This is a genomic window from Actinophytocola sp. KF-1, from assembly GCF_054661535.1.
In genome coordinates, this window is record NZ_BAAFVK010000006.1 from 198271 (window position 1) to 209868 (window position 11598).

Sequence of the window (11598 nt, forward strand, 5' to 3'; positions counted from 1 at the left end):
CCCCAGTCTTGCCCGATTCCGGCGGTTACGCCACGGGTTGCAACGGACCCTCGAGCCCCGGCTGGGAGTCGAGCTGGATGTCCTTCGCGATCCGGTTGATCTGCTGGCGGACGGTGAGCATGCCGCGGACGGTGCCCGTCCAGCGCTCCTCCGGCTCACCCTCGCCGTTGTCCCCGGTCTCGGCGACGACCGTCCACGGCCTGCGCAGCGCCCACCGGGCCGGGAAGAACAGGATCGCCAGCACGATCAGCAGCCCGAGCCACAGCATCTTGCTGCTCCACGGCGCGACGACGTCGTCCGGGATCGCCACGACCAGCACCACGGCCAGCACGACGACGAGCCCGAGCAGCACGTACGCGGACAGGTTGCCGCCGGTCACGTCGTGCTCGAAGTCGTCGGCGGTGGCGGGCTGGCGCCATTCCATCTCGCTGCGCAGGGTCCACATGCGTCCGTCAGCCCCGCGCACAACGCGCGTCATTCGATCGCCTCCCGGCGGCCGGCAACATCAACTTCAATGATGGCGCATCGCGGGGGGCGTTGTCAGGGCCCGGTCAGGTGGTTGGTGGCGGTTCGCTCGCCTTCATGGCGGTCGCCTCGCCCTCGTTCGGCTGCGTGTAGGAGGTCGTCGACCTGGTCGTGCGCGTCTGGTCCAGGGAGTTCACCTCCGTGACCGTGGTGGTCTCCTGGACGAGCGTGTACTCCTCGTACTCGGTGCTGTAGGTCTCGACCGTGGTCTCGCGGTACACGATCGGGGCGCTTTCGTCGAACGACGCGTTCTCGGTCGACTCGGGCAGGGTGCGGCCACCGTCGTCGACGGCAGGCTCGCTCGCGCTGGTCGGCGCGGGCGTGGCGGACGTCGGGGTCACCGGTGTGCCGGTCTCCTGCTCGCCGTACTCGCGGTCGTACTCGCGGTCCTCGGTCTCGTCGTCGCGCGCAGGCGGCTCGATCGAGCCGTCCAGGCTGCCCTGCCGCACGTCGACGGTGCTCGACGGGAGCACCGGGTGCGCGTTCAGCCCGGTCTCGATGGCCCGCTTGCCCGCCAGGTCGACCGGCTCGACCTCGTCACCGCCGCCCCACGGCGCGAACGCGAACCCGAGCGCGCCGACCGCGGCCGCGGACGTCGCCGCGATGCCGATCTGGATCTTCGTGCTGGCGAGCAGGCCCTTGACGGTCGCGCCGAGCTGCCACAGCGCCACCCCGACCACCGGCACGGCCGCGAGCCCCGTGTGCGGCCGGAGACCGACGAAGATGTCCCGCAGCTCGGCGTACATGGCGGTGCAGGACGTGCACGTCGACAGGTGCGCCCGGATGCGGCGGCGCTCGATGCCCGAGGTGGTGCCCGCCGTGTAGGCGCCGAGCTTCTCCAGCACCGACCGGCAGCCGACGGCACTGCGCTCGGAGGCAAGGTGGGCCTGCAGGTAGGCGGCACGCAGCCCCTGTCTCGCCCGGCGGGCGAGGGCGGCCGTCGCGTTCGGTGACAGACCGAAGTTCGTGGCGACCGCGGCCGGCCGCTCGCCCTCGACCTCCATCTTCCACAGCACCCGCCGCCACCGCTCCGGCAGCGACGTGAACGCGCGGCGGATCAGGTTGCGCTCCGTGAACTGCCCGGAGGTGTCCGGATCGGACGGTGCGCGGTGCGTCAGCTCCTCGTCGGAGACGGGCAGTTCCTTGCGCCGCAGGCTCCACTCCCACGCGACCCGCCGCGCCACGATCAGCAGGTAGCCACGCACGTTGTCGACCGGACCCGCACCACGCCGGATCGCCTGCAGGACCCGGAAGAACGCCTCCGCGGTCAGGTCGTCCGCCTCGGCCCGGTCGTTCACGAGCCCTAGCGCGAGCCGGTGGACGGCGGCGGAATGGCGGGAGAACAACTCACCGAAGGCGGCGTCCTCGCCCGCGCGGAGACGCTCCAACAGTGCCCGGTCCTCACCCTCGGGTGCTTCCACAGCCTCGCTGGTCACGACACCTCCATCCCGACCGCCACGGGATTCGCCAAACATGCCACACACCGTTTCGAGTGGACGGCAAACGTTAAGAACGTGAAGGCGATACCTACGAAGGTATTAGGCCGACCGGCCCTCCGGACTGCGTCGTCCGGCCGCCTGCGAAGGGTGTTAAGCCCATCCGCTATGCTTCTCGGTATTGCGGACGTAGCGCAGCTGGTAGCGCATCACCTTGCCAAGGTGAGGGTCGCGGGTTCGAATCCCGTCGTCCGCTCCACTTTCACTGGCGGCCGTGGTAGCCCAGTGCGTTCAGGTAGCGGATGAGCATCGGCTGCGCGGGGACCGTGCGGCCCATCTCAAAGCTCGCCAGTTCTGCGTGCGACGTGCCGGCCAGCTTGGCCAGGCGGGTGCGGGTCCAGCCACGTTCCTCGCGCATGAGCTGCACCAGGCGGCCGGAGTCCTCCGCGTCCCACCGGGCGGTCTGCGCCTCGGTCACGTCCACCGCACGGAACCACGTCGTGCTCATCGTGTTCCCCTTCGCCCCGTCGTTGGAGCGCATTCCACCACCGGGGCAACCGGTTTGTCAGCGCCGGGCGGAAGATCGTTCTCACAGGCGAACCGGTGAGGTGCGAACGGGCTACGAGGCGCGGTCGTGGTACCAACGTGGGCATGAGCTGGCAGGAGCGGCTTCGGGAACTCGGGGACCGGCTGGCGGCCGGGGAGATCACCACGGACGACTACCGGCGGTCGAGCGAGGGGATCCTCGCCGAGGCGGACGCGGAGGCGGCGGCGAACGCGGCCGCGGAGACCCAGCCCGCCGGGCGGCAGCGGGTGCACATCCCCCGTTCCGCGGCCTGGGAGGCGCCGTCCGGGGAGATGACGCAGATCGTGGGCACGCAGGACAAGACCACTGTGGTCAACACCTCGATCGCCGACGAGCTGGGTGATCCTGACGAAAGCCGGGCATGAGACCGGCTAGCGTGCACCTGTGACCACCGAGCTGCCGCCCGTCCACGAGGCGTGGTTGCCACGGGAGCACTCCCTGCACCGCCCGCGGCACGGGAAGCGGCAGCTCACCGCCCTGATCAGCGCCCTGGTCTTCTTCGCGGCCCCCGCCCTCATGTGGGTGGCGGGCATGCGGCCGAGCGAGATCGAGAACCACGAGCTCGCGGGGTTCCCCAGCCTCGGCGACGGCTGGGGGTTCTTCACCGGCATGGAGGGGTGGGCCACCGACAACCTCGTGTTCCGCGAGGAGGCCATCAGCGCAGCCGACTGGGTCAGCCGCACCTTCTTCGGTGAGCCCCCGCCGTTCGACCAGGGTGGCAAGACGCCGACCGGGCCGCTGCCGGGCACGCCCGGGGAGCCGGACACGCGCACGGAACCGGAGAAGGACGGCCCCATCGTCGTGCCGCCGGGCTCCGACCAGGGCGGGTACCGGCAGGTGGTGGAGGGCGCGGAGGGCTGGCTGTACTTCGGGGCCGACGCCCTGTCCAAGTGCCACCCGAACAAGCCCCTCCGGCAGACGATCGGGCAGCTCGCCAAGCTGCGGGCGGTCGTAGAACGGTCAGGGCGCGAGTTCGTGCTGGTCCTCGTGCCGGACAAGACCACGATGGTGCCCGAGTACCTGCCGGAGCGTTACCCCTACAAGGACTGCGCCGCGCCCATCACGCCGCAGGTCTGGCAGCAGGCCATCGAGATCGCGGGCGGGCTGGACATGCGGCCCCGGCTCGCCGCCGCCGCCGAGCGCTACGGCAAGCCCATGTACTACCCGCAGGACACCCACTGGACGTCCGAGGGCGCGATCGAGATGGTCAAGGCCGTCGCGCAGGAGGTCAAGCCGGGGGTCGCGGAGAAGTGGCGCATCCACCGCAAGGACTCCGAGCTGGTGACGGCCGACCTGCCGAAGCTCGTCGGCCGCAAGGGCGACAACGAGATCGTCAACTACCGGTTCAAACCGGACGGGCGCTACGACCGGGCCCGCAAGGCCACCGTGGACCTCATCGAGCAGAAGCACTACAACTCGAAGGAACTCGAGGGCATGGTGTACGCGCCGACCGCGGTGCTCGGCGACTCGTTCCTCGTGTACGCGTCCAGCTACCTGCCCGCCGCGTTCGCCGACCTCACCATGCAGTACTACCGGTCGTCGACGAACCGGCCGGACGAGGTCATCGACACCTTCACCGACGCCGAGATCGTGGTGTTCGAGGCGGTCGAGCGGAACATCGCGGCGGGCGCGATAGACCTTCTGGACCAGCGGTTCCTGGACCGATTGGACGAAGAGCTGCAGAAACACCCCGTTCGCTAGAGTCGGCCGGTGACAGAGGGAGCCTCGCCCAGGACGATGGCCGGGCAGGAACAGGCACCACACCGCGAGGCGGCTCCGGCGCCGGCACGCCGCTGGTGGCTCCACGACCGCAGGCTCGCGTACGGCATCGAGATCCTCGCCGTGCTGCCCGCGCTCGTGATGGCGCTCGAGGTCGCCGCCGCACCGAAACTGCAGCAGCTGGACTACTGGGCGGTGCTGCTGCGCATCGTCAACCCGGACGGCACCTTCGACTGGGGCGGCGTCTGGAGCCTCCACAACGAGCACCCGCTGATCGTCCCGTCGTTCTTCTACTGGGTGGACGCGCGCTACTTCGACGGCGACAACCGGATCCTCGGCTACCTCACGGTCGTGATCGCCGCCGCCACCGTCCTGCTGCTGCGCTTCGCACTGCCCCGCATGCTGCCCGACGTGCTGCGCGCGGGCCTGGTCGTGGCCACGTCCGCGCTGGTGTTCAGCCTGCACGGCACCCACAACTTCGCGCTCGGCATGAGCGGCGCCGCGTGGCTCACCGCCAACCTGTTCGTGATCATCGCGCTGATCTTCGCGATGAAGCGCCAGTGGTGGGTGGCGTGGGCCGCCGGCCTGGTCGCGTGCCTGAGCTACGGCACCGGGTTCGCCGTGTGGCCCGCGCTGCTGCTGATCGGGTTCATGGTCCGGGAACGCTGGTGGATCCGGATCACGACGGTCGTCCTCGGCATCGTCGTCGTCGCCGAGTGGCTGCGGATGCGGCCGGACTTCGTGCCGGACAAGTCCCAGGAGGCCGACATCGGCAACCTGGTGCACGCGTTCATCACGCTGGTCGGGCACCTGTGGACGGGCCGGTCCGCCGACCTCGCCGCCATCGCGGGCGCCCTGGTCCTCGCCGGGCTCGTCGCGATGCTCACCGTGCCGTTCGCGCGCACGAGGCGGCTGTGGTTCTGGTGGGCGCTCGCCCTGTACGGGGTGCTCGCGAGCGGCATGATCGCGCTCGCCCGGGAGGACTTCGGCAACGACGTCGGCCTCGCCAGCCGGTACACCTCGCTGTCGGTGCTGACCTCGCTGCCGCTGCTGGTGATCGTGGTGACCGTCGCGTTCCGCAAGTGGCCGCGCAGCTGGTCGCGGTTCACGATCGCGGTCGTCACGGTCGGCCTGCTCGGGTTCACGCTCGGCGCGCCGACGGTGACCGTCGTGCGGAGCGGCACCGAGGACACCCCGCTGAAGGCGATCGCGCTGCGCGCCCAGCTGGACGACCGCTTCTGGCCCGGCTTCCCCCCGACGCGCCGGATCGCGTCCCGCCTCAAGGCGCTCGGCCACTACCCGTTCAACGACGACTTCACGCTCGGCTGCGGCGGGCCGGAGCTGGGCGACCGGCTCGACATGGACGAGATGCGGCCCATGACCAAACCGGAGGAGGACCAGGAACGGCCGACCGCCGCCATCGACGACGCCCAGTTCCACGGGAACTCCGTGCTGCTGCGCGGGTGGGCCGTCGGCGGGCGCAGCAAGGTCACGTGCGTGCTCGTCGTCGACGCCGACGGCAAGGTCACCGGCGGCGGCCAATACCATCTGCCCAGGCCGGACGTGGAGAACCTGCTCGGCTGGGGCCCGAGGGACCCGGGTTTCACGGCGATCGGGAAGGGCGATCCCGAGGGCCGGGTGGTCTTCCTCCTGGACGACGGATGGCAGTTCTGGCTCCCGCTCCCGGTGCGTGAGTAGGCCATTCGGACGGGCCCGCGCGACGCCGTCGTGCCGGGCTTTGACAGGCTGGTCGGCGTGGACCTGGCGCGGAGGAATGTGACGTGACGAGCACGGTGACGGACAAGTCGGAGCCGGAATCGGCGCCTGACCAGGAACGCACCGACAGCGCACCGGCACAGGCCGGCACGTGGCGGCAGCGGCTGGAACGGTTCGCCACCACCCGCTGGCTGGCGAGACTCATCGAGTTCCTCGCGCTCGTCCCGGCCGCCGCGATGACCGTCGAGGTGGCCAAGGCGCCGGAGCTGCACTTCGTCGACTACTGGTACGCGCTGGTCCGGTTCGTGAACCTCGACGGGTCGCTCAACTTCGGCGGCCTGTGGAAGGCGTCCAACGAGCACCTGATCGCGATCCCGTCGATGCTCTACTACGGCGACGCGACGATCTTCGGCGGCAACCAGCGGATCCTCGGCTACCTGGACATCCTCATCGCGCTCGCGACCGTGGTGCTGATCCGGTTCGCGATCCCGAAGTCGCTGCCGGCGGTGGTGCGCGCGTCGATCGTGCTCGCCTCGTCCGCGCTGCTCTACAGCCTGCACGGCCTGCACAACTTCACCCACGCCATGAGCGGCGCGGCCTGGCTGACCGCGAACCTGATCTCCGTCGGCGCGCTGCTGTTCGCGGTCAAGGGCAAGTGGTGGCCGGCGTGGGGCATGGCGCTGCTCGGCAGCATCACCTACGGCACCGCGTTCGCCGCGTGGCCGTCGCTGGCGCTGGTCGCGATCCTGCGCAAGGAGCCCATGTGGCGACGGGTCCTGCCGCTCGGGCTGGGCGCGGTGATCGTCGTCGGCTGGATGTCGGTCAACCACAACGCGGCGGGCTCCGGCACCGAGAGCGACATCGGCACCGCCATCTACGGCCTGTTCGCGGTCATCGGCAAGGTGTGGACGGCCAACAACACCGGCATGGCGGTGCTCGCGGGCGCGGTCATCGTCGCCGGGTACGCCGCGATGGCGACCGTGCGGGCGGCCAAGGCGCCCGAGCTGCGGTTCTGGTGGGGCCTGGGCTGCCACGGGTTCTTCGGCTCCGCGATGATCGCGATCTCGCGCATCGACTTCGGCCTCGACTACAGCCAGCACAGCCGCTACACGTCGGTGTCCGTGCTGGTCTCGCTGCCGCTGCTGGTCATCATCGGCACGGTCGTCCACTCCTTCGCCGCGCGGCACTGGCGCAAGATCGCCGTGGCCTTCGCCGTCGCGGGTGTCACCGGGTTCGCGCTCGGCGTGCCGACCGCGGACACCGTCCGGGCCGAGGACGCCGACCACGAGATCAAGGCGGTTGCGCTGCGTGCCGGTTACCTCAACGCGTTCGGGTGGGCCCTGCCCCCGGAGGGCCACAAGCTGGTGCCGAGGCTCGAGGCGCTCGGCCACTACCCGTTCAACGACGACTTCACCCTCGGCTGCGGTGGCCCCGAACTGGGTGACACGATCGACCTCACCGGTGTCGAGGAGATGGGCTTCCCGGAGGGCGGCCGGACCCCCGCGTCCCCGTCGGGCGTGGTCGACCTGGTGGAGAAGAAGCCGGGGTCACGCCTCGTGTGGGGATGGGCGACGGGCGTGAAGGACCCGGTGCGCTGTACCGTCCTTGTCGACTCCTCCGGCAAGGTCGTGGGGGGCGGCGTCAGCGACCGGGTGCGTTCGGACATCGCCCAGCAGTACCTGGGCATCAACGCCGACACCGGGTTCGGGATGGTGGGACCGGACGAGGATGGCCTCCGCGTCGTGGTGGTCCTCCAGAGCGGTGCGAAGCGCTGGATGCCGGCTGAAGTTCCGGATGACGAGGACCAGAAGTGAGTATGGAAACAGTGCCTGAAGTGCAGGTCAGCGTTCTGATACCGGTCAAGGACGAAGAGGCGACGCTGGCCACGCTGGTCGGTCAGATCGAGGAGGCGTTCACGCCGCTCGAGACCGAGTACGAGGTCATCTTCGTCGACGACGGCAGCACCGACTCGAGCTGGGACGTCATGTCGCGGCTGGCCGCGGAGAACCCGCGCGTGCGCGCGATCCGGTTCCGCCGGAACTTCGGCAAGGCCGCCGCGCTGGCCGCCGCCGTCGACGAGGCACGCGGCGAGCGGGTCGTCACCATGGACGCCGACCTGCAGGACGACCCGGCCGAGGTGCCGCGCCTGCTGGCCGAGCTGGACGACGGCGCCGACCTGGTGTCCGGGCACAAGGCGGACCGCAAGGACCCGCTGGGCAAGCGGATCCCGTCGAAGTTCTTCAACTTCATGACCAACGTCATGACCGGGCTGAAGATCAACGACCACAACTGCGGGCTCAAGGCCGCGCGCACCGAGGTGTACCGCCGGGTGCCGCTGTACGGCGAGCTGCACCGCTACATCCCGGCGCTCGCGCACCAGACCGGCTACAAGGTGCGTGAGCTGGCGGTCAACCACCGCCCGCGTGAGCACGGCAAGTCGAAGTACGGCCTCGAGCGGTACGTCCGCGGCGCCATCGACCTGCTGACGGTCATGACGATCACCAAGTACGGCCGCCGCCCCGCGCACCTGTTCGGCGGCATCGGCCTGCTGTCGGCGTTCCTCGGTTTCGTCACGCTGGCGTACCTGACGGTCGTGAAGCTGTTCGGCGGGCAGGCGATCGGCGACCGGCCGCTGCTGATGCTGGGCATCCTGCTCGTGATCCTCGGCGTGCAGCTGATCTCGATCGGGTTGATCGCCGAGATCGTGCTGCACCGGACGGCGAACCGGCGGGAAGCGACGGACCTCATCCGGGAACGAACCCCTGCCGAGCCGACCGCCCGCGACGCGGAGGTCCAGGTCTCCGAGAAGGTTGAAGCATGAGCGGCGTGCGTGGCGCCTACGTGAGCGGTGTCAAGACCATCCGCAAGGCCGCCGAGAAGACGGGCCTGCTGACCAAGCTGGAGAACAGCTCCTCGCCGAAGGCGCGGCACGTCCGCACGCTGTTCTCGATCTTCGACGCCGCCGACATGGTCCGCATGGACATGGCGTGGTGGAGCTACCCGGCCATGGAGCGCGTGGACGCGTTCCTGGCCGAGCGCCCCGACGCGCGGATCTTCGAGTACGGCGCTGGCGCGAGCACGCTGTGGCTCGCCAAGCGCGCCGCGCAGGTCGACAGCGTCGAGCACGACACCGCGTGGGCGGAGAAGGTCCGCGAGATGCTGGCCGGCTCCCCCGGCAACGTGAAGCTGCACGCCGTGCCGCCGACCGCGGCCACCGAGGACACCGTCGTCCGGTCCGGCCGCGTCGGGCACACCGACCTCGACTTCGCCGACTACGTGTCGACGATCGACCAGGTCGGCGGCCCGTTCGACCTGATCGTGGTCGACGGCCGGGCCCGCGTCGACGCGTTCCGCCGCTCGCTGGACCACCTCGCCGAGGGCGGCGTGGTCGTGTTCGACAACATCAAGCGCAAGCGGTACTGGGACGTCCTCTCGGCCATGCCGGGCCTGCGGATCGAGCTGCTCAAGGGCGGCACGCCGACGCTGCCGTATCCCACCACTACCGGACTGATCTGGCGTGACTGAGCCGGCTGCCCCGAAACCGAGCCGGCGGGCGGACCTGCTGGCCCTGGTCTTCGTGGTGGTCGCCGTCGGCGTCGCCGTGTGGGCGCTGCGCGACGACTTCCCGTCGATGGTCGACGCGCTCGGCAAGATCTCGTGGTGGCGGCCGGTCGTGGCGTTCGCCGGGATCGTGCTCGGCCTGCTGGCGACGGCCGAGGTGTGGAAGCACTGCCTCGCCGCGCTCGGCTCGCCGGTGTCGTCCCGGGCGGCACGCGAGATCTTCTTCCCGGCCCAGGTCGGCAAGTACCTGCCGGGGTCGGTGTGGCCGTTCCTCGCGCAGATGAAGTTCGCGCGCGAACGCGGGGTGCCGGGGGGCATGGCGCTGCTGGCCGGGTCGGTGTTCCTGGTCGTGCACACCGTGACCTCGGTGCTCGTCGGCGCGTTGCTGCTGGTCAGCCAGCCCGCGCTGGTGAACAGGTTCGGCTGGGCGGGGCTGTGCGTGCCACTCGCGCTGGTCGTGCTGCACCCCAAGGTGATCAACTTCCTGGCCGCCAAGCTCGCGAAGCGGTCCGGGGCCGAGCCGCCGGTGCTGCGCTGGTCCGGCCTGGTCAAGCCGCTGCTGTGGATGCTGCCCGCGTGGGCCGGCTACGGCGTCGCCGGGTACGTGCTGGCCGACCCGTTCACGGACTCGGTATGGCAGCTGGCGCTCGTGTGCACGGGCGCGTTCGCGCTCGGCTGGCTGGTGGGGCTGCTCGTGTTCCTCGCCCCGGCGGGCGTCGGCGCGCGTGAGGCGGTGCTGATCCTCGCGCTCACCCCGCTGCTCGGCGCGCCCGCGGCGGCCACGGTCAGCCTGATGCTCCGCGTCGGGCACACGCTCGCCGACCTGGTGCTGGCACTGCGGTACGGGCTCATCCGCGCCCGCGCGAACCGGCAGCAACCCGCCACCGTGTAGCACTGCGACATCCGGCGGTTAGCCTTACTCCGTTCAGCGGAATGGAGTCGGGTATGGCGGTGCGGCGGCTGAAGTCGACCTGGGAGGACCTCGGGCGGTCCGACCCGCTGTGGGCCGTGCTCACCGACCCCGAGCGCAGGCACGGTGGCTGGGACGTCGACGAGTTCCTCGACACCGGCGAGAAGCCGGTCGCGTGGGTGCGCGGGCTGGTCGACGCCACCGGCCTGTCGCTGGGCGACCGGGTCCTGGACTTCGGGTGCGGCGCGGGACGGCTCTCGGGTGCGCTCGCCGCGCACGCCCGCGAGGTCGTCGGCGTCGACATCGCGCAGTCGATGGTCGACGAGGCGAACCGCATCAACCGGTGCCCCGACCGGGTCTCGTTCACCGCCTACGACGGCCAGGTGCTGCCGTTCGCCGACGAGTCGTTCGACTCCGCCGTCAGCCTCATCTCCATCCAGCACTCGCCGCCCGCGGTGCAGCTGGCGTGCCTGCTGGAGCTGCAGCGCGTGGTGCGCACCGGCGGTGTGCTCGTCCTGCAGATCCCGTCCCGGCCCGCGAAGCCGGACGCGCTGCCCTCCGCGGCCATGCGGGCCCGGATCGAGCCGCTGTCCGTGCCGACACCGGTCGGCGCCGGGCAGGTCGTGCCGGTGCGTGCCGGGATCACCAACCTGAGCACGCACACGTGGCCCGCGGGGCAGCTGGTCCGGCTCGGCAACCACTGGCACCGCGACGGCACACCGGTGCGCTGGAACGACGGCCGCGCCGACCTGCCGCACGACCTCGCGCCGGGTGCGTCCGTCGAGCTGGAACTGCCGGTGACCGCACCCGGCGAACCGGGCCGCTACGACCTCGAGCTGGACGTGGTCCAGGAAGCGGTGTCGTGGTGGGCGGACGCGGGCAGCACCCCGGCGAGGACCGCGGTCGAGGTCGTGCCCGATGCGGTGGACGTGCCCGCGCCGGGGCCGGCGCAGGAGATCGAACCGCGGCCCGCGCCGCGGGGCCGCGACGACGGCGGCATGGAGATGTACGGCATGGACCCCCGGCTGGTGCGGCTGGCGTTCGCGCACTGCGGGTCCGAGGTGGTGCACACCGTGGCCGACACGATGGCGGGCGCGGAGTGGGAGAGCTTCACCCACGTGATCCGGCGCGGCAGTGCCTAGCAA

General features: G+C 70.7%; 11 protein-coding genes and 1 tRNA gene. 9 read left to right on the forward strand and 3 right to left on the reverse strand.

Features of this window, described 5'->3' with window-relative positions; all coding sequences use genetic code 11:
• Positions 1-25 precede the first annotated feature (25 nt).
• Together ACYQ77_RS19710 and ACYQ77_RS19715 are read right to left on the reverse strand one after the other, a co-directional pair.
• Positions 26-478: a DUF983 domain-containing protein gene (locus ACYQ77_RS19710; protein ID WP_459713344.1), complete on the reverse strand. Its 453-nt coding sequence runs from the start codon at positions 476-478 to the stop codon at positions 26-28.
• Positions 479-551: 73 nt separating this feature from the next.
• Positions 552-1961: a sigma-70 family RNA polymerase sigma factor gene (locus ACYQ77_RS19715; RefSeq protein WP_459713346.1), complete on the reverse strand. Its 1410-nt coding sequence runs from the start codon at positions 1959-1961 to the stop codon at positions 552-554.
• Positions 1962-2144: 183 nt separating this feature from the next.
• Here ACYQ77_RS19715 and ACYQ77_RS19720 point away from each other — a divergent pair.
• Positions 2145-2220, forward strand: a tRNA-Gly gene (locus ACYQ77_RS19720).
• A 3-nt stretch (positions 2221-2223) separates the two neighbouring features.
• On the opposite strand, the gene ACYQ77_RS19725 is transcribed toward ACYQ77_RS19720, so the two are convergent.
• The gene (locus tag ACYQ77_RS19725) at positions 2224-2469 is read right to left on the reverse strand and encodes a helix-turn-helix domain-containing protein (protein WP_459713348.1); all 246 of its coding nucleotides are present in this window, start codon (positions 2467-2469) and stop codon (positions 2224-2226) included.
• 143 nt (positions 2470-2612) lie between these two features.
• On the opposite strand from ACYQ77_RS19725, the gene ACYQ77_RS19730 reads away from it, so the two are divergent.
• From ACYQ77_RS19730 to ACYQ77_RS19765, 8 genes are all read left to right on the forward strand, one after another.
• On the forward strand, positions 2613-2912 hold the full coding sequence (locus tag ACYQ77_RS19730) for a hypothetical protein (protein WP_459713350.1): 300 nt from the start codon (positions 2613-2615) through the stop codon (positions 2910-2912).
• 19 nt (positions 2913-2931) lie between these two features.
• A complete protein-coding gene (locus tag ACYQ77_RS19735) occupies positions 2932-4248 on the forward strand; it encodes an alginate O-acetyltransferase AlgX-related protein (RefSeq protein WP_459713352.1) in 1317 nt (438 codons plus the stop codon).
• A 9-nt stretch (positions 4249-4257) separates the two neighbouring features.
• Positions 4258-5964, forward strand: coding sequence for a hypothetical protein (locus tag ACYQ77_RS19740; RefSeq protein WP_459713353.1), 1707 nt, complete (start codon positions 4258-4260; stop codon positions 5962-5964).
• Between the two features lie 83 nt (positions 5965-6047).
• A complete protein-coding gene (locus ACYQ77_RS19745) occupies positions 6048-7796 on the forward strand; it encodes a hypothetical protein (protein WP_459713355.1) in 1749 nt (582 codons plus the stop codon).
• An 11-nt stretch (positions 7797-7807) separates the two neighbouring features.
• Positions 7808-8803: a glycosyltransferase family 2 protein gene (locus ACYQ77_RS19750; RefSeq protein WP_459713356.1), complete on the forward strand. Its 996-nt coding sequence runs from the start codon at positions 7808-7810 to the stop codon at positions 8801-8803.
• Complete coding sequence (locus ACYQ77_RS19755; RefSeq protein ID WP_459713358.1) at positions 8800-9507, forward strand: class I SAM-dependent methyltransferase; 708 nt, start codon at positions 8800-8802, stop codon at positions 9505-9507. The genes ACYQ77_RS19750 and ACYQ77_RS19755 overlap by 4 nt, the downstream gene beginning before the upstream one ends.
• The gene (locus ACYQ77_RS19760) at positions 9500-10435 is read left to right on the forward strand and encodes a lysylphosphatidylglycerol synthase domain-containing protein (protein ID WP_459713359.1); all 936 of its coding nucleotides are present in this window, start codon (positions 9500-9502) and stop codon (positions 10433-10435) included. Before ACYQ77_RS19755 ends, ACYQ77_RS19760 begins: the two co-directional genes overlap by 8 nt.
• A gap of 53 nt (positions 10436-10488) precedes the next feature.
• Positions 10489-11595: a methyltransferase domain-containing protein gene (locus ACYQ77_RS19765; protein ID WP_459713361.1), complete on the forward strand. Its 1107-nt coding sequence runs from the start codon at positions 10489-10491 to the stop codon at positions 11593-11595.
• Positions 11596-11598 lie beyond the last annotated feature (3 nt).

Coding starts and splice junctions, on each gene's coding strand:
- ACYQ77_RS19710 (WP_459713344.1), bottom strand. CDS start 478: ATGACGCGCGTTGTGCGCGGGGCTGACGGACGCATGTGGACCCTGCGC.
- ACYQ77_RS19725 (WP_459713348.1), bottom strand. CDS start 2,469: ATGAGCACGACGTGGTTCCGTGCGGTGGACGTGACCGAGGCGCAGACC.
- ACYQ77_RS19730 (WP_459713350.1), top strand. CDS start 2,613: ATGAGCTGGCAGGAGCGGCTTCGGGAACTCGGGGACCGGCTGGCGGCC.
- ACYQ77_RS19755 (WP_459713358.1), top strand. CDS start 8,800: ATGAGCGGCGTGCGTGGCGCCTACGTGAGCGGTGTCAAGACCATCCGC.
- ACYQ77_RS19765 (WP_459713361.1), top strand. CDS start 10,489: ATGGCGGTGCGGCGGCTGAAGTCGACCTGGGAGGACCTCGGGCGGTCC.